28 protein-coding genes and 1 riboswitch are annotated in these 25,202 nt (G+C 34.9%); of the genes, 5 read left to right on the top strand and 23 right to left on the bottom strand.

Annotated elements, in window-relative coordinates:
- Nucleotides 1-237 precede the first annotated feature (237 nt).
- The 19 genes from BN1058_RS14250 to BN1058_RS01215 form a co-directional block, all read right to left on the bottom strand.
- Nucleotides 238-579: a hypothetical protein gene (locus BN1058_RS14250; protein WP_176694410.1), complete on the bottom strand. Its 342-nt coding sequence runs from the start codon at nucleotides 577-579 to the stop codon at nucleotides 238-240.
- An 842-nt stretch (nucleotides 580-1,421) separates the two neighbouring features.
- Nucleotides 1,422-2,057, bottom strand: coding sequence for a queuosine precursor transporter (locus tag BN1058_RS01295; protein ID WP_090851740.1), 636 nt, complete (start codon nucleotides 2,055-2,057; stop codon nucleotides 1,422-1,424).
- 54 nt (nucleotides 2,058-2,111) lie between these two features.
- On the bottom strand, nucleotides 2,112-2,609 hold the full coding sequence (queF, locus tag BN1058_RS01290; protein WP_090851737.1) for a preQ(1) synthase: 498 nt from the start codon (nucleotides 2,607-2,609) through the stop codon (nucleotides 2,112-2,114).
- Between the two features lie 78 nt (nucleotides 2,610-2,687).
- Nucleotides 2,688-2,735: riboswitch (PreQ1 riboswitch) on the bottom strand.
- A 58-nt stretch (nucleotides 2,736-2,793) separates the two neighbouring features.
- Entirely contained in the window at nucleotides 2,794-3,990 is a 1,197-nt protein-coding gene (locus BN1058_RS01285) for an acetylornithine transaminase (RefSeq protein ID WP_090851732.1), read from the bottom strand.
- The gene (argB, locus tag BN1058_RS01280; protein ID WP_090851729.1) at nucleotides 3,983-4,783 is read right to left on the bottom strand and encodes an acetylglutamate kinase; all 801 of its coding nucleotides are present in this window, start codon (nucleotides 4,781-4,783) and stop codon (nucleotides 3,983-3,985) included. The genes BN1058_RS01285 and argB overlap by 8 nt, the downstream gene beginning before the upstream one ends.
- A gap of 12 nt (nucleotides 4,784-4,795) precedes the next feature.
- Nucleotides 4,796-6,025 (bottom strand): bifunctional ornithine acetyltransferase/N-acetylglutamate synthase, encoded by a 1,230-nt coding sequence (argJ, locus tag BN1058_RS01275; protein ID WP_090851726.1) that lies wholly within the window; start codon nucleotides 6,023-6,025, stop codon nucleotides 4,796-4,798.
- A 19-nt stretch (nucleotides 6,026-6,044) separates the two neighbouring features.
- The gene (argC, locus tag BN1058_RS01270) at nucleotides 6,045-7,082 is read right to left on the bottom strand and encodes an N-acetyl-gamma-glutamyl-phosphate reductase (RefSeq protein WP_090851722.1); all 1,038 of its coding nucleotides are present in this window, start codon (nucleotides 7,080-7,082) and stop codon (nucleotides 6,045-6,047) included.
- A gap of 157 nt (nucleotides 7,083-7,239) precedes the next feature.
- Complete coding sequence (locus BN1058_RS01265; protein ID WP_090851719.1) at nucleotides 7,240-7,626, bottom strand: OsmC family protein; 387 nt, start codon at nucleotides 7,624-7,626, stop codon at nucleotides 7,240-7,242.
- 161 nt (nucleotides 7,627-7,787) lie between these two features.
- Nucleotides 7,788-8,096, bottom strand: a complete 309-nt coding sequence (locus BN1058_RS01260) for a PTS sugar transporter subunit IIA (protein ID WP_090851716.1) — start codon at nucleotides 8,094-8,096, stop codon at nucleotides 7,788-7,790.
- Between the two features lie 151 nt (nucleotides 8,097-8,247).
- Nucleotides 8,248-8,556 carry a PTS sugar transporter subunit IIB gene (locus tag BN1058_RS01255; RefSeq protein ID WP_090851712.1) on the bottom strand — a complete coding sequence of 103 codons (309 nt, stop codon included), beginning with the start codon at nucleotides 8,554-8,556 and terminating at the stop codon, nucleotides 8,248-8,250.
- A 124-nt stretch (nucleotides 8,557-8,680) separates the two neighbouring features.
- Complete coding sequence (locus BN1058_RS01250; protein WP_090851709.1) at nucleotides 8,681-9,580, bottom strand: AEC family transporter; 900 nt, start codon at nucleotides 9,578-9,580, stop codon at nucleotides 8,681-8,683.
- A gap of 18 nt (nucleotides 9,581-9,598) precedes the next feature.
- On the bottom strand, nucleotides 9,599-10,057 hold the full coding sequence (locus BN1058_RS01245) for a threonine/serine exporter family protein (protein WP_090851706.1): 459 nt from the start codon (nucleotides 10,055-10,057) through the stop codon (nucleotides 9,599-9,601).
- A 13-nt stretch (nucleotides 10,058-10,070) separates the two neighbouring features.
- On the bottom strand, nucleotides 10,071-10,811 hold the full coding sequence (locus tag BN1058_RS01240) for a threonine/serine exporter family protein (protein ID WP_090851703.1): 741 nt from the start codon (nucleotides 10,809-10,811) through the stop codon (nucleotides 10,071-10,073).
- A 55-nt stretch (nucleotides 10,812-10,866) separates the two neighbouring features.
- The gene (locus tag BN1058_RS01235) at nucleotides 10,867-12,021 is read right to left on the bottom strand and encodes an MFS transporter (protein WP_369688238.1); all 1,155 of its coding nucleotides are present in this window, start codon (nucleotides 12,019-12,021) and stop codon (nucleotides 10,867-10,869) included.
- A 213-nt stretch (nucleotides 12,022-12,234) separates the two neighbouring features.
- Nucleotides 12,235-13,062 (bottom strand): ABC transporter permease, encoded by an 828-nt coding sequence (locus BN1058_RS01230; RefSeq protein WP_090851700.1) that lies wholly within the window; start codon nucleotides 13,060-13,062, stop codon nucleotides 12,235-12,237.
- A gap of 1 nt (nucleotide 13,063) precedes the next feature.
- Nucleotides 13,064-14,041, bottom strand: a complete 978-nt coding sequence (locus BN1058_RS01225) for an ATP-binding cassette domain-containing protein (RefSeq protein WP_255306940.1) — start codon at nucleotides 14,039-14,041, stop codon at nucleotides 13,064-13,066.
- A 176-nt stretch (nucleotides 14,042-14,217) separates the two neighbouring features.
- Complete coding sequence (locus tag BN1058_RS01220; RefSeq protein WP_090851697.1) at nucleotides 14,218-14,874, bottom strand: CAP domain-containing protein; 657 nt, start codon at nucleotides 14,872-14,874, stop codon at nucleotides 14,218-14,220.
- A 140-nt stretch (nucleotides 14,875-15,014) separates the two neighbouring features.
- Nucleotides 15,015-15,173, bottom strand: a complete 159-nt coding sequence (locus BN1058_RS14245) for a hypothetical protein (RefSeq protein WP_176694409.1) — start codon at nucleotides 15,171-15,173, stop codon at nucleotides 15,015-15,017.
- Nucleotides 15,174-15,258: 85 nt separating this feature from the next.
- Nucleotides 15,259-15,885, bottom strand: a complete 627-nt coding sequence (locus tag BN1058_RS01215) for a response regulator transcription factor (protein WP_090851694.1) — start codon at nucleotides 15,883-15,885, stop codon at nucleotides 15,259-15,261.
- Between the two features lie 315 nt (nucleotides 15,886-16,200).
- Here BN1058_RS01215 and BN1058_RS01210 point away from each other — a divergent pair, with 315 nt between their 5' ends.
- From BN1058_RS01210 to BN1058_RS01200, 3 genes are all read left to right on the top strand, one after another.
- Nucleotides 16,201-16,962 (top strand): helix-turn-helix domain-containing protein, encoded by a 762-nt coding sequence (locus BN1058_RS01210; protein ID WP_090851691.1) that lies wholly within the window; start codon nucleotides 16,201-16,203, stop codon nucleotides 16,960-16,962.
- 92 nt (nucleotides 16,963-17,054) lie between these two features.
- Nucleotides 17,055-17,777 (top strand): DUF421 domain-containing protein, encoded by a 723-nt coding sequence (locus tag BN1058_RS01205; RefSeq protein WP_090851688.1) that lies wholly within the window; start codon nucleotides 17,055-17,057, stop codon nucleotides 17,775-17,777.
- Nucleotides 17,778-17,828: 51 nt separating this feature from the next.
- Nucleotides 17,829-18,119, top strand: coding sequence for a HesB/YadR/YfhF family protein (locus BN1058_RS01200; protein ID WP_090851684.1), 291 nt, complete (start codon nucleotides 17,829-17,831; stop codon nucleotides 18,117-18,119).
- A gap of 158 nt (nucleotides 18,120-18,277) precedes the next feature.
- On the opposite strand, the gene BN1058_RS01195 is transcribed toward BN1058_RS01200, so the two are convergent.
- The 4 genes from BN1058_RS01195 to BN1058_RS01180 form a co-directional block, all read right to left on the bottom strand.
- Nucleotides 18,278-19,759, bottom strand: coding sequence for an amidase (locus BN1058_RS01195; protein ID WP_090851681.1), 1,482 nt, complete (start codon nucleotides 19,757-19,759; stop codon nucleotides 18,278-18,280).
- Between the two features lie 105 nt (nucleotides 19,760-19,864).
- Nucleotides 19,865-21,541 (bottom strand): formate--tetrahydrofolate ligase, encoded by a 1,677-nt coding sequence (locus BN1058_RS01190; RefSeq protein ID WP_255306939.1) that lies wholly within the window; start codon nucleotides 21,539-21,541, stop codon nucleotides 19,865-19,867.
- 172 nt (nucleotides 21,542-21,713) lie between these two features.
- Nucleotides 21,714-22,883: an aminotransferase gene (locus BN1058_RS01185; protein WP_090851674.1), complete on the bottom strand. Its 1,170-nt coding sequence runs from the start codon at nucleotides 22,881-22,883 to the stop codon at nucleotides 21,714-21,716.
- Nucleotides 22,880-23,377 (bottom strand): Lrp/AsnC family transcriptional regulator, encoded by a 498-nt coding sequence (locus tag BN1058_RS01180; protein WP_090851669.1) that lies wholly within the window; start codon nucleotides 23,375-23,377, stop codon nucleotides 22,880-22,882. Before BN1058_RS01180 ends, BN1058_RS01185 begins: the two co-directional genes overlap by 4 nt.
- 221 nt (nucleotides 23,378-23,598) lie before the next feature.
- Here BN1058_RS01180 and BN1058_RS01175 point away from each other — a divergent pair, with 221 nt between their 5' ends.
- Entirely contained in the window at nucleotides 23,599-24,297 is a 699-nt protein-coding gene (locus tag BN1058_RS01175) for a class I SAM-dependent methyltransferase (protein ID WP_090851666.1), read from the top strand.
- A gap of 18 nt (nucleotides 24,298-24,315) precedes the next feature.
- Complete coding sequence (locus tag BN1058_RS01170; RefSeq protein ID WP_090851663.1) at nucleotides 24,316-25,137, top strand: DUF2268 domain-containing putative Zn-dependent protease; 822 nt, start codon at nucleotides 24,316-24,318, stop codon at nucleotides 25,135-25,137.
- Nucleotides 25,138-25,202 lie beyond the last annotated feature (65 nt).

The following is a 25,202-nucleotide window of genomic DNA, read 5'->3' as shown; positions in this document are numbered from 1 at the left end:
AAAAAGCACCCCATTTATTTATCGATAGTATAATCCTAATACAATTATTATTGTTTATCAATAAATAATTATTATATTTTAATATACCCAATTCCTTTCATGTCCTTTCTTTTTAGATAAAAGTATAATTCATCCCCAAATTAAAAAAAGATTGCTAAGTTGTCACTGTGGTCTACAAGACTTTCTTTAGAGTAATTATTTCATAAAATTCACCTTCACTTTCTTTTGAGCTTCTCTTCACTTCAACGAACCCGTTTCTTTTCCATGCATATTAGTAGCGATGATAAAAAGACCAATATATCCAGTATCAATTACAGGATAGTTCATAATAAAATCAATTACACAGGCACATTTATTATTTTGATAAAATGAAATGTAGGTTTTGCTTGAAATATCTTTCCCAGGGGGGAGATCAGTAATATCTTCGTAGCATTCTTGAAGAGAAATATCTTGACTTTGTGTATTTTCTAAAAAATATTTATTTTCCTTAACTAAGTTATAAACATCTTCTACATTATGTTCGCTATTTCTCACAACATCATAATCTGTAAATGTATTTTTCAGTGTATCAATAAACATAAAATTCCCCTTCTCTGACATCGGTCTTTGTTTAACTGTTTTAACATAATCTCTTTCTTCCAAATTACGTATGATTTGATTTACCTTATACCTTGGTTTATCAGAAAGTTCCATCAGTTCCATAAGCCCTTTAAAACGCTTGTATTTTTTTCTGGTCTTATTAAATCATCTAATACTTCTTTTAATTCTTTTTTAGTACTACGTATACCTTCTATTTCATTATTACTTTGTGCTTCATTAACAATTAATTTATGAAAATACGGCTCTATCACAAGTTAGGAAGTTTACTAATTAACTCAACTTTCTCACCAAAAAACAAGTACTGGTCGTTGGCTATATGGCGTTTGTATTATATCTGTTATAGTGCTTGACAATCTTCCTAAATTAACGGAGGAAGCAGATGGGCGACACTCTAGCAGGAACAGCACGGGCTGAAGATCCAGTTATTCAAGCGGGCTTTGCTTGAATAACTTAGCTGAAGCCGTGCCTGTAGAAAGGGAGCCCATCTGCTTCCGTAGTGGGTTTCGAAAAAATAAACAAAGTAGAAAAACAAACAGTTAAGTCGAAGTCAACTTTACCTTTGGACTGTGAGACTTCCTAGTTATATCGAGGCTTATTTGCCAATTTTACTCTGCGAAAGTTGAGCAATTAATGAAGATATTTTTGAACTATTTTATAATACTTTTTTATTTAAAGACAGTAATTTATGCGTATCTAATTCAAAGTAAAAAAGACATAAAAAAAACACCTCGTATTTGAGGTGTGTAGATAAAATGCGTCCCTTAAAAAGGGGGGATATGTGAAAGTTTGTTACTTAGTAATATACTTCACACTTTTTCCCTTTAACTTACAAGGTATTCGGTTTTGCTAGTTTGTTCTTTTTCCTTTTTCGCTAATCGAACAAGCAAATACGTTATTGGTGTGTCTACAATCGCAACAATAAATTTAAAGACATACTGTGTTACAATCATCCCTATTAATACATTCGTTGGAACCATTCCGACAAATGCAACAACGATAAAGATACTTGTATCTAGTAGCTGACTAGATATGGTGGACAAATTATTACGCAACCACAACTTCTTATCACCATGACGCTGTTTCAATTTGTGAAAGATCGTAACATCTATATGTTGACTGACTAAATAAGCAAGTAAACTAGCAAACATGACACGGAAACTTCCGCCTAAAATCATTTCGAACTCAGTTTGCATACCAAATGCAGAAGCTGCCGGTAAGTGTATCGATGCAAATACAAAGAGCAAAGCAATGATTTGGGTAACAAATCCGGCACGAACTGTCTTCATTGCTGCTTCTTTACCATAAACTTCACCAATTACATCTGTTATTAAATAAGTTACAACATATACGATTGCAGCTCCAGGTAGAACAAAATCTCCGATAGTAATTAATTTTACAGCAATAATATTCGATAAAATCAATAGACCTACAAATAAGCCATTTAAATAGATAAACATAATTAATTCTCCTTTTTTATAATTGGAAAAGGAGATTCTTTGCGCTAACCCTCATTAGCGATTGTCAATTTTCTCAGGGTACATATCGTGATTCATTAGACGGTGTGTAGCCATTTGCTCAAATTTAGTACCAGGTTTTCCATAATTACAATATGGATCAATGGAAATACCACCTCTTGGAGTGAACTTCCCCCACACTTCAATATATTGTGGATCCATTAAGTCAATGAGATCATTCATAATAATATTCATACTATCCTCATGAAAATCCCCATGATTACGGAAACTAAATAAGTAAAGCTTTAATGACTTACTTTCGACCATCTTTTCTCCCGGAATATAACTAATATAAACCGCACCAAAATCCGGCTGTCTCGTTTTCGGGCAAAGTGTAGTAAACTCTGGACAGTTAAATTTTACAAAATACTCTCGATTTGGATGTTTATTATCAAATGTTTCAAGAACTTCCGGTGTATAATCAAAATGATAATCTGTTCCTTGGCTGCCTAACAAGGAAAGATCTTGTAAATCTTCATCTTTTCTTCCTGCCATATTGGTAGCCTCCTTTTTTATTATTAAAATTTTCCATAAAAAAAAGCCATTCCTAAGGATATGGCTTGATCACGTCATATGTCCTTAGTTTTTTATAGAGGGTTTATTGCTAAGAACCTCTCCCGTATATGAAACGGAATGTATCCATTTACTCAAGTAATTATATCGATCTAGTTATTCCTTGTCAACAACTAGTAATTTCAAATAATGCTTCTAGTTTACAAAGTGCTCGATCTATCTCTTCTATGGTTGTCGTTAAAGGTGGTAGAATACGAATAACGTGGTCACCAGCCACTAGTATTAGTAATTGGTGATTTTCCCTTGCTTTCGTTACATAATCAATGGCTTTTCCTTCTACCTCTATCCCAATTAAAAATCCTTTTCCTCTTATTTCTTTAATTTCTGATGTCTTATTTGCTAAACTTTCTAATCCGGACCATAGATATGCTATTTTAGCTTCAACCTCTGTTAATAGATCAGTATCCATCATAGTCCGTAAAGTTTCCAACCCTGCTGTAGTTGCCACTGGATTCCCTCCAAATGTGCTCCCGTGTGAACCCGGCTGAAATGCTTCTGCAACGTAGTTCTTGGCTAAAATCGCACCAATAGGAAATCCCGAGCCTAACCCTTTTGCAACGCTAATAACATCTGGTTCGATCTGGTACTTTTCATAAGCAAAAAGAGAACCCGTTCGTCCCATACCTGTTTGAATTTCATCAATTATTACTAATACATTATTTTCTTTACATAAACGTACAACCTCTTTCACCCAAGTAAGACCGGCTGGAATTACACCACCTTCGCCTTGTACGAGTTCTAATAAAACAGCACAAGTTTCTGGTCGAATCAGATCTGCTAAAGCGTCCTTATCATTATAAGGAAGATACCTGAAACCAGGCATTAGTGGCTGAAAACCAGCTTGAATTTTTGTTTGTCCGGTTGCCGAAAGGGTAGCTAAGGTACGTCCATGAAACGATTGATTGAATGTTACAATTTCATATTTATCTGACTGGTTTATTTCTTGTGCATAGCGTCTTGCTATTTTAATTGCTGCTTCATTTGCTTCTGCACCACTATTACAAAAGAAAACTTGATCAAATACCGTATGTTCAACTAATTGATTAGCTAATTTTTCTTGTGAAGGGATGGTATAAAGATTGGAACAATGCCATAGTTCGTTTAATTGATTTTCTACTGCTGCTTTTACCGTTGTTGGTACGTGTCCTAAATTACATGTTGCTATCCCTGATGTATAATCAAGATAAGCTTGATCATCTTGACCCCACACATAACTCCCTTTTCCTTTTTTTAATGTAATCGGAAAACGATTATATGTTGACATCACACGAGTCGTTATTTTATCCGCTATCCTATCAGACATGAGATACCTCCTCTAACTGAATCCTTGTCCCGACTTTTTTTCCATCGATAAAATCAATTAACGTACCGGCTTTCGTCCCATTCACAATACCAACTTCAGGTACGTTTTTTTCTAGTGCCATCAAGGCTGCTTTTACTTTAGGGATCATGCCACCATAGATCACTTTTGATTTTATTAATCCTTCAACCTCTTGTTTACTGGTTTCATGTAGTGTTTGCTTTTGACCATTTTCCTCCACTAAAATACCTGGTATATCACTAATAAAGCATAATTTTGCTTGTAATGCTTGCGCAACGGCAGACGCTGCAATATCGGCATTAATATTATAACGTTGATTCTGTTCACCTAATGCAATAGGGGAAATCACCGGAATATAATTTTGATCCATAACATCTTCTAGCACGCATGTGTTTACTTTTTTTATATTTCCTACATAACCAATACGATCAGCATTTTTCACTGGAACTGCTTCTAGTAAATGACCGTCTATACCGCTCATTCCGATTGCCTTTACATGTTGACTAGTCAAATTTCTAACAATTTGTTTATTGACCGCTCCACTTAATACCATCTCTACGACGTCTAATACTTCATTGGTCGTTACACGTAGACCATCAACAAATGTAGTTGACACATTCATTTGCTTTAGATAAGTAGAAATCATCGGTCCTCCACCATGAACAATAATTGGATTAATTTGCTTTTCTTTCTGTAATTGGGCAATATTTTGATAAAACGCTGGTGTTAATTGATCAACAATACTTCCGCCACATTTAATCACCATGTATTCCATTCTTTTCATCTCCTACGTACGATATGAAGCATTTATTCTGACATATTCATAGGACAAATCACAGCCCCAAGCAACTGCTTTACCGTTCCCGTTACCAACTTTGGCATGAATGGTTACACTGTCTTGAGATAAATAGGCTTTTGCCTTTTCTTCATCAAATAGAAGTGGCATACCGTCCCTAACAACTTCAATCGTTCCTACTGATACACAAACTTCACTCGGATTTAGCATTTGACCACTATAACCAATAGCCGTTATAATTCTTCCCCAGTTTGGATCGGAACCATGTATCGCCGTCTTTACTAAATTTGATGAGATGATTTTCTTACTAATTACTTGTGCCGATTCATTCGTAATGGCACCTTCTACTTGTACTTCAACTAATTTACTTGCCCCTTCTCCATCTCTAGCAATTTCTTTTGCAAGCACTTCACAGACAATATACAATCCTTCTAAGAAAACATCCCATTCTGGATGCTGTTGATCTAATAATTCATTTTCTGCCATTCCATTTGCAAGTACTAAAACCATATCATTTGTACTTGTATCTCCATCAACGGTAATCATATTAAACGATTGATTCGTATGCTGTTTTAATGCTTGCTCTAAATCTACTTGAGACACATTCGCGTCTGTAGTAATAAATCCAAGCATGGTAGCCATGTTAGGATTGATCATTCCCGATCCCTTTGCCGCACCACCTATCGTGACCTTTTTTCCATCTATTTCAAAGGTAACAGCTATCTTTTTTTCTTTTGTATCTGTCGTTAAAATCGCTGTCTCAAAATGATTTGCTTGATTACTATCCTGTTGATTAATTTGATCGATACCTGATCGCACTTTATCCATTGGTAGTTGTTCACCAATTAAACCAGTAGAGGCAACAGCTGCATCACACGTTGATATGTTTAATTTCTCTGCAAATATTTTTCGCATCTCATACGCATTTGCTAACCCTTCTTCTCCAGTACATGCATTTGCTATACCTGAATTGACAAGAACTGCTTGCAAACATTGTCCGTTTGCCATACTTTCTTGTGTTACTTGCAGTGGTGCTGCTTGAAATAGATTCGTTGTATAAACGCCTGTAGCTGTGGCCGGTTTTGCAGAATATAGCCAACCTAGATCATACTTTTTCTTACGTATACCACAATGTAAGCCACCTGCTGAAAACCCGATTGGAGAGGTAACATTTCCATTTTGCAATAGCTTAATCTTATCTACAGCTAGTAAATTGTTCATCGTTTCATCCTTTCTATAATTAAGGATAGATAGGTGGGTGTTGTAATCCCGTTGTCTCATCCCATCCACACATTAAATTCATGTTTTGTATCGCTTGGCCTGAGGCGCCCTTTACTAAATTATCAATAACTGCAATCACAGTTAATCGATTCGTTCGCTCATCTACGTGTACCCCGATATCACAATAATTGCTTCCATACACTTCTTTTGTTGTTGGTAAAGCGGTTTCCGATCGTAGACGAACAAAGGAATGTTTTTCATAAAAAGTTTGATAGAGTGACTGAATCGTTTGTTGGTCTACATTTTCTTTTAAGCTAGCATAGCACGTGACCATAATCCCTCTAGTCATTGGCACAATGTGTGGTGTAAAAGTAAGTTGTATTTGCTCTTCAACAAATGACTGAAGCGTCTGTTCTATTTCTGGAACATGTTTATGAACCCCTAATTTATAGGCTTTGGTATTTTCATTCATTTCGGAAAAATGCACATTCAAGGATAGTCCCCTACCTGCACCAGATACACCCGTTTTCCCATCAATAATAATACTATTTCCATCTATGCAGCCATGTTGCAAAGCGGGTATTAAACCTAATAAAGCAGCGGTTGGGTAACATCCGGGATTGGCTAATAATTTTGCAGATTGAATTTGATCTGGGAAAATTTCACTAAGTCCATAAACAGCTTGATCTAAATACGTTTGATCTGCAGCTTCTGCTTGATACCATTCCTGATAAGTAGTTGGTGACTTCAACCGGAAATCTCCTGACAAATCAATACAGGTCAATCCATATTCTAAAAAAGTCGGAATTAATTCTTTACTAACATTGGAAGGTGTTGCAAAGAAAACAAGATCTATTGTTTCACTTAACTTTTTTATATTTAGGCCTTCCATCGTAAGTGTAATAATTTCACTCATATGAGGATAGACCGTTGAAAAATCAGTTCCATTTTTAGAATGAGAAATAATTGTTGTTAACCTTGCATACGGATGTATATTTAAAAGTCGCGCTAATTCTACTGATCCATAGCCAGAACCACCTATAATAGCTACATTCATCTTTATATTCACTCCTAAACCGTTCTTGATTGTAGTTAATTATTATACTTTAATGTGTATGTTTATACAACCGTTATTTTATAAAAATTCAGATTTTTTCGTAATGAATTTAAAAAGACTGCATTTCAATTAAATTGAAATGCAGTCTTTTTATTGTTTACTTCGCTGTTACATTTACTTCAGCACCATGTTCTATTGTATTACCTATGGTGCAGCCTCTTTTTGCTGATCGAATCAATTTCTCTTTTACTTTATCTTCAAGCTCCGTATCAAAAGTAATATCCACATCTAACTTTTCTAGACGAGATGGTCTGCCCTCCGCCTTCGTTACATGAACTTCAATGTCATATGACTCAATTGGGAGATCATCCCGTTTAATAAGTGCATCTAAAGTTAATCCCATACAAAAACTGACAGCACTTGCTAGATAATCTACTGGACTGTAACCTTCTACTTCATTGTCGGATGACGCAGCTATTGATTTAACCCCTTTTTGATTCGTAATTTCATGGGGTTGATCCTTTACTTTTTTTAATGTAATCATTCCATTTATCCCTCCATGTATTTTCTTTATATATGTTCCCTTTTTTAGATAAAATTACACCTAGTTTGCTAACCCCAACCAGTGAATAGTAATAAAACAATAATTTCATAAAAATTTAGCCCAGACAACTATCAGCTTCCTATTCTACCTGGGCATTACCCTCATTTGTTACGGTAAATTTCAATTATTTCAATAGCAAGATCACGAACCGTCATTGCTGTCATTAAGTGGTCTTGGGCGTGAACTAAAATCAAATTAACAGTAGATCCATCACCTTTTACTTCTTCTTGCAATAATGTTGTTTGATAATGATGTGCATCTCCAAACGATTTACTAGCTTTTTTAATTAATTGGTTAGCTTGACTAAAATCGCCCTGTTTCGCTGCTTGAATTGCTTCCATCGCACTTGATTTACCATTTCCTGCATGAAGAATAATCTGAAAGGCTATTTCAGTTATTGTTTGCTCCATTTTAATTTCATCCTTTAGAATATGAAATACGTATTTCCCACAAGTTCCCAAGGAAATACGTATTTTCTACTATTTATGTCAGTTATTTCATAACTATTCCATCCACTATTGATCTTGTATGTGCTAATTCATACATGAATGAACAAGCCAATTACGCTGACAATAGTTCTAATGCTTGATTCAAAACTGCCTTTCCATCTACACGTCCATATGCCATGTGATCAATAACATCAAGTGGAATTTTTAATTCTTCAGCGATCTCTGAAAATTTATCCTTCAAGAAATGCATTTGTGGTCCAATTAATAATACGTCCGCGCGTTCCATTTCCGACGGTACATGATCTTGTGTTACAGCCCAAATTTCGGCATCAATTCCTCGTGCTTTCGCTTCTTCCTCCATTCTTGAAACTAAAAGACTTGTTGACATTCCAGCTGAACATGCGAGTAATATTTTTTTCATTTGTATCCTCCTTAGTAATTTCGTGTTTAAATTAGTTATATTGTAATTATATTGCATTTTCTAAACGTTTGCATTATCACATTTTTTTACTTTAAAAAGTGATGCATTAGAAAATTTCACTATATCATAGGATTAGTGCCAAAACGATTGGTAACGTAATAATACTTAATAGTGTGCTTGTTAACGTGGCACTTGATACAAACATGGGTCTAGCATTAAATTTAACTGCATACATCGTTGTATTTGCAGCTGTCGGCATGGCGGCAGTTAAAATCATAATCTGTTTTACCATTTCATCAATTGGCAAAAATAATGTAATGACAAATGCAATGATTGGAGCAATTGCCAACCGGAGGACTAAAGCAATGGATAAATTACCAAATTCTATTTTTTTTAAAGAAATAGTTGCTAACTGCATTCCTAGCACTATCATTACTGTTGGAATCGCAGCATCAGCTACCATATTGACAACTGTTGCAATTCCTTCCGGCAGACTTACCCCTATACCATTTACTATTATTCCAGCTAACGCACCATATACAATTGGAACCTTAATCACTTCCTTCAATGGAGAATGTGCTTGTTCTGTTTGACTACCTTGTGCAGCTATATAAATCCCAATTGTACACATAATTAACTGCTGTAGCACCATTAAAATTACAGCATAATGAAATCCTGTTTCACCAAAAACTAACAGAACAAGTGGAGCACCATAATTCCCATTATTCATAAAAGAAGAAGCCAAAATAAAGCCACTTAATTGCTTCTTTGACCAACGTTTTATAAAACCTATGATGTAACAAATGAAAATGCATATAATACATAGCATTGCTAAATAAACAAACATATAAAAATAATCCAGATTAATTGGATTCTGATAAAATGTTTGAAATGCCAAAAATGGAGAGAGTAAATAGATAGCCATAGTAGCTATTGGTTTTACGTCGATATTCCACAATTTTTTCCCAATATAACCGATTGTAAACACGGTAAAAATTGGTAATAACACAGTTAAAAATCCCATTACTAACACCTTTGCTTTCTAAAGTTCACATTTTTCTTGAACATTTTTCCATTTTATTTTTCGTATAACTTGATTAATGATTTCAGAAAAAACTAACCCAAGGGCAATAGCACCCGAAATTAAAAATGCTTTTGCAGCTAATTGTACGGCCATGTTATAATCATTTACCACAAATTGACGCATCGCATCATAAGCCATTCCCCCAGGAACAAGCGGAATAATACCAGACACATTATATATGATAATTGGGGTTTTAAATAATTTCGCAAATATTTGACTTAAAATGGCTACTAAAATAGAACCAGCTACAGTTGCGACAACAGGATCAATAGCTTGCATCCTGCAGATGGTATATACAAACCAACCTAACATACCTACAGTACCGCATTGTAACAAAGCTTTTTTAGGCGCATTAAAAATTACTGCAAAACCACTTGCAGCAAAAAAACTAGTTATTAATTGTTGGATAATGATCATATTTATCACTTCCTTAAATAATTAAAAAAATCACTGCAACTCCTGCTCCAATTGCAAATGCAGTTAAAAATGCTTCTGCACCCTTTGATAAACCAGATACTAAATGGCCAGCCATCAAGTCGCGCACAGCATTAGTGATAAGTAAGCCCGGGACAAGCGGCATAACGGATCCAATAATAATTTTATCTAATTCTGCTCCAATTCCAGTATAAATGAATAAAAAAGCAACTAAGCCTATTAAAAACGAAGCTAAAAATTCAGCAAAAAAACGAATTTCTACAATCTGATGAAGAAAAACCATAGCCGAATAACCTATCCCACCTGCAATAAAAGCAGGAAAAAAATCAATCCACTGCCCTTGAAACATAATAGTAAAACAACCACTAGCTAAACATGCCGCTATTATTTGCAAATTTATAGGATAAGCATGTACTTGGGATTCAATATTCTGTAATTGTTGAGATGCATCGTCTAACGTTACTAGCCCATTTGAAATATTTCGCGAGACACTATTCACTTGCGTCACTTTATGTAAATCTGTTGAGCGTTCAACAATACGTACGAAATTAGTGGGCTCTGTTTCTCCCATTGAAAACAGAATCCCTGTCGGGGTTGCATGGCTTTGCGCCTTCTTCACGCCAAAAGCTAAAGCAATTCGGATCATCGTATCTTCTACACGATACGTTTCTGCCCCGCTTTGTAACATGATTTTCCCAGCAAGGAGACAAACATTTGTTATTTTTTTCTCATCCACACACCACACCCCCACACCTTTACTCTATTTATGATTTAAAAGTTGTTCGGTCACTTTAATTTTTCCAAAAAGGTAATAGATGATAACACAACAGTAAGATTGTTCCTACGAGTGCCATGATTCCCATATATAAATATAAAGTATTTGCACCAAATAAATCAATGATTGTTCCGCCCCCTAATGAGCCAACAATTCCTGACAAACCGAAAAAGACCGACATAAAGACTAAGTGACCTGTTGATTGTAACGATTTGGGTATAAGACGTGTGATATATTGAAAAGCTGATAAATAAAAAACACCAAAGGTTAAACCATGGAAAACTTGAAGGCCGACAATAATAAACGGTTCATTAATAAATGCATATAAAAACCATCTGATCGTAAACAAAATCCCTGCCACAATAATGAAAAATAATGGATGAAATTTACGAAACCATAAGTGAGCGAATGCAAAAACGATCGCTTCACTAGCTACACCGATAAACCAGGCTACACCAATTATACTTTCATTTCCTCCTAGCTGCTCAATAAATAAACCGATATAACTATCATTTGTACGATGTGTGATCGTCATAAACAAAATTAGTACTAAGAATATAATGTATGGACGATTGCGGAATAATTTTTTTAAATCGCTAAATTGAATGGGATCAACATCGACGTTGACATCAGCCAGACGGAAGCACACCATAAGTGCTAGTAAGCCCATAATTAAATACGGAACGAGAAGATACTGTATCCCTATTATATCTAGTACTTGACCCACTACCAATGAAGATACAGCAAACCCAATGGATCCCCACGTTCTTATAGATCCAAAAGAGATGGCTAATGCATCAGCCCGCCTTTGTGCTAAACTATCTGCCAACGCACCAATTGGAGCAGTAAAAAAATAATAGATCCCAGCCATCATCAATAATAATGGAAGTATCGTCATTTGAAAGAAAAAAACGCTACTTATTAGAAGACCAATTAAACAAATCATTAAAATACGTTTGACCGTTTGATATTTATCACTCATATAACCCCAGAAAGGTTGTGAAAAAATAGATACCGTTGGCCCAACTGCTAGAACCCAACCAATCTCACTTCCAGTCAAACCTCTATATTGTAACAATAATGGTAAAAAACTAATAACTATTGTATTTGCCCCATGAAAACTAAATAACAACATTTTTAATGGAACAAGTGATTGTTCAGTATTACGCACAAAACGTCTCTCCCTATGTCAGTAACCGTTATATTAATGTACTATTATACGGATTAATTCTATATAAAGAAAGTGCTTTTCAAAGATTTTCTAGTTATACTTGACATGAATAGAATGAAAAAAATAAATGAGACTAAAAGGTAATTAATGAAGTGAACTAAAAAAATCACCAAAGTATAAAACCTTTGATGATTGATTGATAGAATATCTGGCTTACCCTTCAGCTCTTGAAAACTTGATTGTTGCTAATATAACAAAAACAACACTAACTGCTAATACAACAAGGATTTCTTGTGAAAATGTAATGACATGGTCAAAGATAGATAAATTAAGTCCCATCGCTTCTCTTAGAGCTGGAGCCATTTGTTCTGGTTGCAAAATAATTTTTTTAAACATATCAACAGAATAAGTTAAAGGATTGATTTTCACGATCACATCCATCCATGCTGGCATACCATTTAGCGGGAACATGGCCCCTGACAAAAATAGCATTGGAAAGATAAGAATTTGTACGACCATTTGAAAACCCTGGGATGTTTTTAATGAACTAGCTATTAATAAACCAATCGATGAAATAGCAAATGCAACTAAAAACATGACAGGAATTAATTTTAATACCATTAAAAATGTAATAGACACACCAATAAACGGAACAAATAGCAGCATCATTAGTCCTTGTATAACAGCCACTGTACTGCCGCCAAGCACCTTACCTATTGCAATGGTCACACGAGACATTGGCGAAACAAGTATTTCACGCATATAACCAAATTCTTTATCCTGCACCACTGATAATGCTGAAAAAATCGCTGTATTAAAAACGGTTAACCCGATAATTCCAGGAAACATAAATTCCACAAAATCAAATGCAGCTAATGGACCAGCTGCATTTCCACCAATCATGGAAGATAGTGCTCCACTCATCCCACTTCCAAATAAAATTAAAAACATAAATGGCATTGCAAATGATCCTACCAATCGCGCTTTGTCTCTAAAAAACTTTATAACATCCCGTTGCCAAATTGCATAAATACCTTCCATTTTAATGTGGCCCCCTCATACTACGTTTCATTAAATCACGTTGAGAAACCATTTCTTCACGAATCTCTCTACCAGTTAAATGTAAAAAAACATCATTCAATGTTGGACGTCTTAAATTAACCGTTTGAATTGGTATGTCTGTCTTTTTGACAAAGTCAACTAGAAATGCACTACCTTCATTTACTTGAAAACTAAGCTTCCCTTCACTGTTTTCTGAGACAGTGAGTTGATACATTTCTTCAATTTTTCTCTTTGCATTTTTATTGTCTGATGTAGAAATTTCAATAATGTCACCACCAACATCATTTTTTAAATGATCTGGTGTATTTAAAGCGATTAATTCACCATGATCGATTACAGCAACACGATCACAAATCTCAGCTTCATCCATGTAATGCGTCGTAAGAAAAATAGTAATTCCCGCTTTTTCTTTTAATTTTAAAATGTATTCCCAAATATGATTTCGCGTTTGTGGATCTAATCCAACAGTTGGTTCATCAAGAAAAAGTACGCGAGGATAGTGTAAAAGACCACGCGCAATTTCTAAACGACGTTTCATTCCTCCAGAAAAGGTTTCAACAATATTTGATCGCTTGTCTTCAAGATCTACAATCTGTAATACTTCTCGTATTCGGTCCTCACGTTTATCTTTCGGTACACGATAAAATTTACAATGTAACATCAAGTTCTCGTTTGCTGTTAATTTTTCATCTAGCGTTGATTCTTGAAAAATTAAGCCAATACTTTGGCGGACTTTATTTTTTTCTTTAACATTATCATATCCATTAATTTTAGCTGTACCACCAGTTGGATTAGTGATGGTGGAGAGCATGTTAATTGTCGTACTTTTACCAGCTCCATTTGGTCCCAAAAAACCAAAAATCTCTCCTTCTTCTACAAGGAGATCTATCCCTTTTACTGCTTCAAAATCTTTGTAACGTTTTTTTAAACCGGTAACTTCAACAATATTCCTTTTCACCACTCACTCATCCTTTCTCTTCTCTTGTACTAACTCATTTAACGTATGTAGAATCCTTCATCAGGAATCGCTCAATATTTTGCATGCTAATATTGATTATACAAATAATATACTGCGATAATTTTATTTTATCAAAAAAAAAGAAGACTTATCGCTATAGATAAGTCTTTTCATCATCATTTCGCTATAAAAAGTTGTGTCCAATAGGCACCATCTGCTGCATAACCAACGCCAATATGTGTTACTTTTTTGTTTAAAATATTTTTTCTATGGCCCGGACTATTCATCCAACCAGTAACCACTTCTTGGGCTGATTGCTGTCCAGAGGCAATATTTTCTGCTGCTGTTGTATAATCAATTCCAAACTCCTGCAACATATCAAAGGGAGAACCATATGTCGGTGACGTGTGTGAAAAATAATTGTTTTTAGCCATATCCTCTGATTTAGTCTGTGCCGCTTTAGATAATTCACTATCCATTTGCAATTCAGCTAATCCTTGTTTTTTTCTTTCTGCATTTGTTAACTGAATGACTTCTTTTTGAAAGGATTGATTTGCTTGGTTTTGTTGTTCATCCCTCTTTTGACTTTCCTCAGGAGGTGTTGTTCGAATTCCGTTTTCATTAGTAAAAATATTTTGTTCGCGTCCTGGTTCGATTGGTAATGTTGGTTTTTTGGTTTGCTGCTCCTGCGTTGAATGCGGGTTTTCTCCACCAAAACTAATTGGCTCTGTATTTAATTGATCTCTTTGTTGTTCTGCCTGATCGACTGTGTTATTTGTACAACCCATTAACAAAGATCCTGCTATTGTTAAAACTACTATAGGCTTTTTCATTTATTTTCCCTCCTACACATAATATCCTCCATTCTGCAAAAATTATGTGTATCTTGGACAAGTGTAGGAACAATTACTTTTAACAAAATAAGCTTTGTAAAAAAGTTTACAAAGCTTGCTCTAACTATTTTTTATTATTCTTATGGCTTGCGCAATGCTCTTCTTTCAGCATAAGGAACACATTTATAGCATACGCGCACACTTTCTCCCTGATCTGTCACGTATGTTTGTGGCTTGGTTGCCTTTTGCCCACATATATAACATTTTTTGGAGGGGAATAATTGCTTTAACCAATTCATTAATTTAGCTTCCTCCTTCAAATTAGTTTTACTATTCTAATAATAAATGATTTAAGTTAATTGACAAAGTAATAACAATCAAAAGTTAGGATATGTATAACCATTCTTCTTTTATAGCTTTTAATACTGCATTTGTACGATCTGGTACATTTAGTTTTTTCAAGATAGAGCTGATATAATTTTTAACTGTTTTATCTGATAAATAAAGATTAGCAGCAATATCCAAATTATTATATCCTTTTGAAAGCAATTGCAACACTTCCCATTCTCTGTTAGATAAAATATCTACTGGCCGTTTTGGTTGTTTATTATTCACACGGACATATTCCTCTAATAAGCTTGCAGATAAGACAGGGTGAAGATATTTTTCACCTGATTCAATAAGATATAGTGCATCTAATAACTCTCGCTCTTCCATATCCTTGTAGAAGTAACCATCTAATCCCAATTTAAATACATGTGCTAATTGCTGACTTTTCTCATCACTCACCCAAACAATTACTTTTTTCCCTAATTGATAAAAGTATTGTATCCATTTAAAATCAGGCGAATCTAAATCAAGATCTATGATCGCCACTTCACATATACTTTCATATTTCTCTATATCTGTTCCATCACAAGCATACACTTTTTCATTATGCCATTTTCTTTTTAAAAGCTCTACTATCCCTTCACGTAACAGGGAAGACTTTTTAATGAAAACTATATTCACTTTTTTATCACCTAACTAATTAATTTTTATTTTATACCTAATTACAGTATAAAAGACTCATAAGAGGATTGGTTAATTTATAAAACGGGTACTATATAACTAATTAAAATTTTTTCTCTCACTTATTTTATTTTCTGATATAAGTTAACATAATTTGCTTATCAGCTAATAATCTAAACCAATATTACTGATTATAATTAGTGTAGTCAAATCAAAACTAATAAGAATCGGCAAGAGTTTTCATTTTTCACTCTATTATAGGTCTAAATTTTTTGTCATCATTAGAATATTTTACTTACTGGAGGAATAATTGAGATGTATACAATTGGAATGCGTATAAAACAGTTACGAAAAGAAAGAGGAGACTCGATGGCTGTACTAGGTGAAGCAATCGGGACAGACTCCGCAAATATTAGCAATTGGGAAAATGACAAACGAATTCCAGGTGGTAAATTTATCGTTGCTCTATCAGAATACTTTAACATAACTACTGATTGGCTTTTAAAAGGAATCCATGCAACGGAAATTGACACACGAACATCTTTTTTAGTAGATGATTCGCACGAATTACATACACAATTAACACAACTTCAAAAGCAAGATCAGCATTTCATTCATGCTTTTATGGATTTTTATATTAATTACAAAGTTCAACTTAATCAACACGAAACAATCCCACAAAGTCACTTTATTTCTTTGCCGTTAGTAAAGCAACATTTAATAAATCAAAACATTTTATCAACAGATAATATAGCTACCTATTTACCAATACCTATTTCTTTAGCTAAAAAAGGAGATTTTCTTTTTTCTAACTCCTATAAATTAGATCACCCTAAAGAAAAAAAGGATATAGAGTTAGCAATTATTAAAAAACAAACAAATGCAATGAACGGACAAGTTATCTTAGCTACCTATGACAATCATTTCATTATTCACAAGCTGTTAAAAAGCAAAGATAAGTTGGTCTTAAAAGCGATAGATTCAGAAGATATTATTGGTCATGTCAATGAAAAGGAATTAAGGATACATGGAGTGGTCACTAGTTTATACAAATCTATACTAACACATCATTCTTAAACGTAATTCCATTTGAATGGACAAGTAGATGGAAAAGTATTTCATACAATTTAATCCAATCGGCCATATTATTCATATAGATAGTTTGGAGGATGATTCAATTGTTAACTGAAATACTTACTGTTATTGCGCGAATTTTTACTATTCTCCCCCTTCTACTAGTTGTCACTATCTTTATGGGGAGGAGGGCTATTGGAGAGTTGCCTGTTTTCGATTTTCTTATTGTTTTAACACTGGGGTCAGTGGTAGGTGCAGATATTGCAGATCCTAACATAAAACATATCCATACCATTATAGCAATTATTTGCATAGCTATTTTAGAAAAACTAATTGCTTTCTTACGTTTAAATCAAAAAATTGGCCACTATTTAACCTTTTCACCAACAATTGTAGTAAAGGACGGAAAATTGATAAACAAGAATTTACGCAAAATAAAATATTCCATGGATAATATTTTACTTATGCTTCGTCAGAATAACATATTTGATTTAGCCGATGTGGAACTAGCCATTATTGAAGCGAATGGACAATTAAGTGTCTTTCGTAAAACACCAAAAAATAATGCTGCAAAAAATGACCCGACAACAAATGAGGACTCGTCAAGCGAATTGGCTTTTCCTGTTATAATAGATGGGAAATTATATCCAAGTGTCTTAAAACAATTGAATGTAGATGAAAGATGGCTACTTCAAGCTTTAAATGCTAATGGCATTCAAAGCATAGATGACGTTTTTTATGCTTCGTTAACAAAGAATTTAACATTACATATTTCAAAAAAGCACGAAAATGTGAGCTTACCACCTCTCTATTTTTAGCTTCACTCCTACGATATTTGGTATAGTAGTTATTGAAGGAGGAAATGTTTCATGGAATTATCAATAACTCAACCGGCTGTAAAATGGTTTATCAATGAAATGGACTTAAAGGAAGGTGATTTTGTACGTTTCTTTGTACGTTATGGTGGACATGGTGGTATTCACAAAGGCTTTTCTTTAGGTATATCTACTAACGATACGCCAAATGATCCAGCACTGAGAACAACTGGCAATGGTATTACTTTTTTTGTTGAAAAATCTGATGCTTGGTATTTTGATGGAATGAACTTTCATATCAAATATACTAGGAAATTTGATGACATTGATTTTGTTATTAAGTAAAGTTGATATAAACTGTTACATAATCACTGGTACGATCAATTTGTTTTTTTGCTAAAAGTGTTCATTAAAATCTTGAATGATGAACACTTTTGCTTTGCTTTCTTCCACAAATGTACGCTAAATTTGCTGCAACGATCATTTGCGGATTAACTTCTATCTTAATTTAAATGTTGATCTGTTCTTATCCATAAATCAGATTGTTCTAATTGAGCCGCAAGTTGAAACAACAGATCTTCCCTTCCTTTTGGAGACATGGCATGAACTCCCATTGGTAAATGATGATCCGTTACGTAAACAGGCATGCTGATTGCAGGTTGTCCTGTAAGATTGGCTAATTGGGTAAATGGTGTATAGGTTAAACTAGGTAAAAACATATCATATACTAATTGTTGTTGCTCTAAAGCACTTTGTTCATTTACCATTAATAATCTTTCTAGCTCATAGGCAGATGGTGTAAGTTCACCAATCTTCGGTGCGGGGTGCGCATTAGTCGGCGTGATCAGTAAATCATATTTCTTATGGTATTCCATCATTTGCTCGGCAGCCTTATCCCAGCCTATTAGACTCTCACTATAATTTGCTGCAGAAATGTTTTTGCCAGATTGATGGAGCACCCAAGTAAAAGGATCCATATCATGTGATGTAAGTTCCCTTTGGAGAGCCTTCTCCAATCCAGTGATTACTCTGTTCATTTCTCCTGCGTTCATTTTGTAATAATGGTGCATTAGCTGATAGCCATCAACAGGTATACGGCACATCTCAACATCATGCCCTTCTTTTTCCAACCATTGAACGACTTGTGTAACAGCTTGTTTGGCCTCTTCACTCACAGAGGTTCCTACGGGAGATTCAGTTGTAAATCCAACCCGAAGTTTTTGGTTGTTCCATTCCTTAACTACATTAAAATAACTTCCCTCAAAAAGTGGGGTTTGAAATGCTGCTTCAGGCTGCACCGTTTGCAGATAATCTAATAAGGCGGCACTATCTCTTACTGACTTTGTTAATACAAAATCAATCGAAGCACCTTGCCATTGCCTGCCTACTCCAGGACCAACAGGAGTTCGTCCCCTTGTTGGCTTCAAGCCGAACAATCCAGTGAATGATGCAGGTATTCGAATGGATCCTCCTCCATCACTTGCACCCGCGACAGGAACAATACCAGCTGACACTGCTGCAGCCGCTCCTCCACTAGATCCTCCTGGAGAGTGGTCAAGGTTCCAAGGATTTCTTGTTGCACCGTATGCTTCAGGCTCAGTAACATTTTTTAAACCAAATTCAGGAGTATTCGTGTGCCCAATCGGTAGAAAACCAATCTGTTTTAATCTAGCAACAAAATTAGAATCATTTGCCGCTATATTTTGTTTTAATAACTTTGAACCAGAACTAAGTACTTCCCCTTTTATAGATTGAGATATATCTTTTAATAAAATAGGCACACCTGAAAAAGGAGCTGATTTTGATGATTTTGCTTCTTGGTATACCGTTGCCTTCCTTGTTCGAATAACTGCATTCAATTCCTTGTTTACTTCCTTCATCCTAGCAAATGCTGCGTCTAATAATTCTTCACTTGATACTTCTTTCTTTTTAATAAGTCTAGTTAAATCAGTAGCATCTAATAATTGATATTCTTTACTATCCATACAATCCTCCAACAAATAAACGAACTATTTAATAAAGTAAAATATGGGTAGCACCCATATTTTACTTTACATTAGCTATAGTTATAATTTTATAGCAGATATTTATTAAAAAAGTCCAATAGCTTGACCAGTGTCATCGACATCCATCTTTAATGCTGCCGGTTGCTTAGGCAATCCGGGCATCGTTAAGACATCACCAGTCAATGCAACGATAAAACCGGCTCCAATTGATGGCCGCAATTCTCTGACTGTAATCACAAAATTTTCAGGTCTTCCTAACCGTTTTGGATCATCCGATAAGGAGTATTGTGTTTTTGCCATACAAACAGGTAATTCGCTCCAACCAAGCGCTGTCATTTCTTTTATTTGCTGTTCTGCTTGAGCAGTGAAAGTCACATCGTTTGCTCCGTATACTTGCTGAGCAATTTGTCTAATTTTATTTTTTATCGAGTCTTTTAGTTCATACAAAGGGGAGAAATCGGCCTTTTTTTGTTGGATGGTTTGAATTAATTTATTGGCTAATTCTAATCCACCATTACCGCCGTGTTCCCACACTTCTGTTAAAGCTACTTCTACCCCTTGTTCTTTGCACCATTGCTGGATAAAGGCTATTTCATCATTCGTATCATGTACAAAGCGATTGATCGCTACAACAAATGGAAGACCAAATGATTCGATTGTCTCCATATGTTTTTTTAAATTTTTTATTCCTTCACGTAATGCAGCTATATTTTCTTCGTCTAGCTTCGATTGCTCCACTCCACCATGCATCTTTAGTGCACGTATCGTGGCAACAATAACGACTGCTTTGGGATCAAGTTCCCCAATTCTAGCTTTTATATTCAAAAATTTTTCTGCGCCTAAATCGGCACCAAATCCTGCTTCTGTAATAACATAGTCCCCTAATTTACTAGCCATTCTGGTTGCTAGTAAACTATTACAACCATGAGCAATGTTGGCAAAAGGGCCTCCATGAATAATTGCAGGTGTGTTCTCAAGTGTCTGCACTAAATTTGGCATGATTGCCTCTTTTAAGAGTAAGGTTAAAGCACCTTCTACCTTTAAGTCAGCTACAGTTACAGGCGTTTCATCTGGACGATAGCCAACAACAATGTTCGCCAAGCGCTTACGCATATCTGCTAGATCTTTCGCTAAACAAAAGATTGCCATAATTTCAGAAGCTACCGTAATATTAAATCCATCTTCTCTAGGCACCCCTTGTTTTGGACCACCTAATCCCACAACAACATTCCGTAACGCACGATCATTTAGATCTACTACCCGTTTCCAAACAATTCGACGTGTATCAATGTTGCATGCATTCCCTTGAAAGATATGATTATCAATAAAAGCAGCTAATGCATTATTTGCGGTTGTAATTGCGTGTATATCTCCGGTGAAATGGAGATTGATATCTTCCATCGGAACAACTTGAGCATAGCCCCCTCCGCTAGCTCCTCCTTTCAGCCCCATAGTTGGACCTAAAGAGGGCTCTCGGAGTGCAACAACTGTTTGATACCCTAGCTGATTCATCGCTTGCCCTAATCCAACGGTAACAGTTGATTTCCCTTCTCCTGCTGGCGTGGGATTAATAGATGTTACTAGTACCAGATTTCCATCAGGCTTCTCTTTTAATCTATCTAGTACAGAAAGTGTAATCTTTGCTTTGTACTTTCCAAAAGGTTCCCATTCCTCTTCCTGTAATCCTAACCTTTCTGCTATTTCTTTAATTGGCTTTTTCGTGACTTGATTGGCTATTTCAATATCTGTAGGTACAACCACTAAAGAACACTCCCATCCAATAAATTGTCGTACATTTTTATAAATATATGCATAATTATTCGTATTATAACATTTATCCATGCATTTTGTAGCAAAATAATTATATTTTTATGTTTTTCTCATTCTATGTAAAATAGACAGGGATATGAATTAACCCTGCCTATTATGGCCATTATTTTGTTCGCATGAATTGATTCATGCGTTTCATTGCTTGATCTAACTGTTTCATTGAAGAAGCATAAGAACACCGAATATAGCCACTTCCACTGTTACCAAATACATCACCTGGAACAACAGCAACTTGTTGTTCTTGCAAGAGTTCCTCTGCAAATTCAGCTGATGTTAATCCCGTATTTTCAATGGAAGGAAACACATAAAATGCTCCTCCAGGCAAGTGACAATCAAGCCCCATATCTTGTAGTGCCTTTACCACAAAGTTTCGCCTTTGTCGATAACTCACACGCATTTCTTTCACATTATCCATCCCATTACGCAGCGCTTCTAATGCCCCATGTTGCGCCATTGTCGGTGCACACATAATCGTATATTGATGGATTTTCGTCATTGCTTGTAAAATTTCTTTTGGACCGGCTGCATAGCCTAAACGCCAACCTGTCATAGCAAATGCTTTTGAAAAGCCAGATATAAGGATCGTACGTTCTGCCATGCCATCTATGGATGCAAAGCTAGTAAACTCCTCATCATAAGTTAAATCTGCATATATTTCATCTGACAAAACAAGAAGGTCATATTTCTTAACAACACCAGCAATTGCATCTAATTCTTCCTTACTCAATACAGCACCTGTTGGATTATTCGGGCTACAAATCATAATAGCTTTTGTTTTTGGTGTAATAGACGCCTCGATTTGATTTGCTTGTACTTTAAATTGATTTTCTTGTGTAGCCTCGACTGTAACTGGCTTTCCCCCGGCTAGACGTACTGCTGGTACATAAGCGACAAAACTAGGTTCTACTACAATCACTTCATCTCCTGGATTAATAATTGCACGCAACGTAACATCTATTGCTTGACTAGCACCAACTGTTACCAGTACTTGTGATTCTGGATTATATTCTAATTGATAATTTTTATGAAGAAACTTGCTAATTTCTTGACGTAGTTCCAACAAACCAGCATTAGCTGTATAAGATGTATACCCTTGTTCCAATGAATGATAACTCGCCTCAATTACATTCCATGGTGTAACAAAGTCTGGCTCACCGACTCCTAACGAGATGACATTTTCCATCTTAGCAGCTAAATCGAAAAAACGTCGTATGCCAGATGGTTTTAATTCATTTACATGATCTGCTACAAAAGTTTTGTCTTGTGTTCTCATGGTGACACCATCATTCTTTTATCTTTCCCGTCTTGATCTTCAAAAACAATGCCATCATGTTTATATTTTTTCAAAACAAAATGTGTTGTAGTCGATACAACCGTATCCAATGTAGATAATTTATCTGAAACAAATCGACTAATTTCCATCATTGTCTTCCCTTCAACTGAAACGGAAAGATCATAAGCACCTGACATTAAATATAGTGCTTTAACTTCTGGAAAACGATAAATACGTTCTGCTATTTTATCAAATCCTGCTCCTCTTGTCGGTGTAACTTTGACGTCTATCATAGCTGTAACACCTTCATACTTAAGTACTTTAGCCCAATTGATTAAAGTGGAATAACCTAAAATTGCACTTTCATTCTCCAATTTCTCCATCATTTCTTTTGTTTGATCCACAGGAAGATCAATCATTCGGGCAATGGTATCCATTTCTAAACGTCCATTTTTTTCTAATAACTTTAATAATTCTAGTTCTTTCTCTTCCATGTCATTCACCCACTTTTCCATCATAAACATTAAATTTTTATTTTGATAATTATATTTTATCGTACTACAAACTAAAGCGAAGGTAAATAACCTAAACGGTCTATCATTTTCTTATTCTAATGCATATGTTATTTCAGACAAGAAAAAATTATCCTCGGATTACAGGAGCTTATGTTGTTATGCTTTTAAAAATTTTAACAACCTAAAGGAGTTTGACGAAAATGAATGTAAGTTATACAGATATGATTGCCACTTTTGGTATAGGTGGTGCACACCCAGGAGGCCTAAGTGCTACAAAATATATTATGGATCAATTACAACTTAAACCAGAAGAACCGATATTGGATGTTGGCTGTGGTACTGGACAGACACTTGATTATTTAGCAAAAAATTTACCAAATCCATTATTTGGAGTTGATCAACATCAAGGTATGTTAACAAAAGCAAAAAAACGTTTAGAAACTCACCCCACTGTTACGTTAAAAAAAGCAAACATTGAAAATCTTCCTTTTACAGACAATTTTTTTGGTTTTATTTTATCTGAATCAGTTACTGCATTTACACCTATTGATCAGGCCTTACAAGAATATGCTCGTACATTGAAGAAGAATGGAACATTAATACTATTAGAGATGACTACAAATGATATACTAAAACAAGAACAACAAGCAGAAATCAAGCAGTTTTATCATATTCCTAAACTACTAACTGAAGAAATGTGGTGTGCTGCTATTAATCAAGCAGGTTTTCAAACCGTTTCAGCAGAAGTAATTCCTGATAAATTAGAAAATATTATTGATTTTGATTTACAGACAGCTATTAGTCAAGAGCACTTTGAATTAATGGCTACACATTATCAGTTAACAGAAAAATATAAGGATTTACTCAGTGCTAGGCTTTATTATTGTAAAAAGGAATAAAAAAAGGATGACGTTGTTATGGAAATTATAAACACCGCATCATGGTTACAAACTTATATAAATAAGAGGAAAAACACCTTAGAGGATAACATGCAAGTTCACGAAGAAATCCTATGTCAGCCCCTCGTTCCCTACTTTAAACAGACAGACGCACAAGCTATTCAACACCATCTTATTCAACATGGCATGTTTTATCCTGATCCAACTGATAAGCATATCATTGAAAATATCATAGCCAAAAACTATTGGCGTATCGTTAAACAACAATTACAAAACCTTGAAAAGATGTGGTCAAAGTATAATGGAGCTATATTTTTATACCCTTCCGATTTTACAAACGCTCAGTTACTAGAACAATTTAATGGGGTATCAGGTTTAAGTTACACGGATAAATTATTTCTATTTATTACAGATCAAACAACAGAATTACACTTACAGGCACTACTCACTCATGAATATAACCATGTTTGTCGTTTGCAGTATTTTTCTGAATTGGAACACACGCTAACCCTTGCAGATGCATTAGTTCTAGAGGGAATAGCAGAGATTGCTGTAAGAGAGCAGATAGGAGAGGCGTATTGCTCACCTTGGATTCATTTATATAGTAAGGAACAAATTAGCGCATTATGGAAACATTGGCTAAAATCAAATATAAATATACCTAGTGATAATCTACAACACCAAGCACTAATGTATGGAACAGAAAAAATCCCAAAATGGGCGGGATATGCTGTTGGATACACATTAGTTGATCATTATATGCAGAGATATAACGTTCCTTTAAATAAGTTAATAACTATTCCAACAAGTGAATTCTTTACGAAAATAGGTGATTTGTAAATTGTGTGTTCGCCGTCGGCTTTTATCCCTTACACTTTTATACGCTTGTCATAGGATATAGTAAC

Origin of the sequence: Paraliobacillus sp. PM-2 (assembly GCF_001368815.1) — a bacterium.
Taxonomy (GTDB): domain Bacteria; phylum Bacillota; class Bacilli; order Bacillales; family Amphibacillaceae; genus Paraliobacillus.
The sequence above is the reverse complement of the archived record's forward strand: the minus strand, read 5'-3'. Positions and strand labels throughout refer to the sequence as shown.

What these genes read in the sequence shown, in the direction of transcription:
- BN1058_RS01210 (WP_090851691.1), top strand. Translation starts at nt 16,201, where the DNA reads ATGTATACAATTGGAATGCGTATAAAACAGTTACGAAAAGAAAGAGGA.
- BN1058_RS01265 (WP_090851719.1), bottom strand. Translation starts at nt 7,626, where the DNA reads ATGATTACATTAAAAAAAGTAAAGGATCAACCCCATGAAATTACGAAT.
- BN1058_RS01260 (WP_090851716.1), bottom strand. Translation starts at nt 8,096, where the DNA reads ATGGAGCAAACAATAACTGAAATAGCCTTTCAGATTATTCTTCATGCA.
- BN1058_RS01175 (WP_090851666.1), top strand. Translation starts at nt 23,599, where the DNA reads ATGAATGTAAGTTATACAGATATGATTGCCACTTTTGGTATAGGTGGT.
- argJ (WP_090851726.1), bottom strand. Translation starts at nt 6,025, where the DNA reads ATGAACAATTTACTAGCTGTAGATAAGATTAAGCTATTGCAAAATGGA.
- BN1058_RS01200 (WP_090851684.1), top strand. Translation starts at nt 17,829, where the DNA reads ATGGAATTATCAATAACTCAACCGGCTGTAAAATGGTTTATCAATGAA.
- BN1058_RS01195 (WP_090851681.1), bottom strand. Translation starts at nt 19,759, where the DNA reads ATGGATAGTAAAGAATATCAATTATTAGATGCTACTGATTTAACTAGA.
- BN1058_RS01170 (WP_090851663.1), top strand. Translation starts at nt 24,316, where the DNA reads ATGGAAATTATAAACACCGCATCATGGTTACAAACTTATATAAATAAG.
- argC (WP_090851722.1), bottom strand. Translation starts at nt 7,082, where the DNA reads ATGAATGTAGCTATTATAGGTGGTTCTGGCTATGGATCAGTAGAATTA.
- BN1058_RS01220 (WP_090851697.1), bottom strand. Translation starts at nt 14,874, where the DNA reads ATGAAAAAGCCTATAGTAGTTTTAACAATAGCAGGATCTTTGTTAATG.
- BN1058_RS01230 (WP_090851700.1), bottom strand. Translation starts at nt 13,062, where the DNA reads ATGGAAGGTATTTATGCAATTTGGCAACGGGATGTTATAAAGTTTTTT.
- argB (WP_090851729.1), bottom strand. Translation starts at nt 4,783, where the DNA reads ATGGAATACATGGTGATTAAATGTGGCGGAAGTATTGTTGATCAATTA.
- BN1058_RS01180 (WP_090851669.1), bottom strand. Translation starts at nt 23,377, where the DNA reads ATGGAAGAGAAAGAACTAGAATTATTAAAGTTATTAGAAAAAAATGGA.
- queF (WP_090851737.1), bottom strand. Translation starts at nt 2,609, where the DNA reads ATGGCAGGAAGAAAAGATGAAGATTTACAAGATCTTTCCTTGTTAGGC.
- BN1058_RS01245 (WP_090851706.1), bottom strand. Translation starts at nt 10,057, where the DNA reads ATGATCATTATCCAACAATTAATAACTAGTTTTTTTGCTGCAAGTGGT.
- BN1058_RS14245 (WP_176694409.1), bottom strand. Translation starts at nt 15,173, where the DNA reads ATGAATTGGTTAAAGCAATTATTCCCCTCCAAAAAATGTTATATATGT.
- BN1058_RS01205 (WP_090851688.1), top strand. Translation starts at nt 17,055, where the DNA reads ATGATTCAATTGTTAACTGAAATACTTACTGTTATTGCGCGAATTTTT.
- BN1058_RS14250 (WP_176694410.1), bottom strand. Translation starts at nt 579, where the DNA reads ATGTTTATTGATACACTGAAAAATACATTTACAGATTATGATGTTGTG.
- BN1058_RS01185 (WP_090851674.1), bottom strand. Translation starts at nt 22,883, where the DNA reads ATGAGAACACAAGACAAAACTTTTGTAGCAGATCATGTAAATGAATTA.
- BN1058_RS01255 (WP_090851712.1), bottom strand. Translation starts at nt 8,556, where the DNA reads ATGAAAAAAATATTACTCGCATGTTCAGCTGGAATGTCAACAAGTCTT.
- BN1058_RS01295 (WP_090851740.1), bottom strand. Translation starts at nt 2,057, where the DNA reads ATGTTTATCTATTTAAATGGCTTATTTGTAGGTCTATTGATTTTATCG.
- BN1058_RS01285 (WP_090851732.1), bottom strand. Translation starts at nt 3,990, where the DNA reads ATGTCTGATAGGATAGCGGATAAAATAACGACTCGTGTGATGTCAACA.
- BN1058_RS01250 (WP_090851709.1), bottom strand. Translation starts at nt 9,580, where the DNA reads ATGGGATTTTTAACTGTGTTATTACCAATTTTTACCGTGTTTACAATC.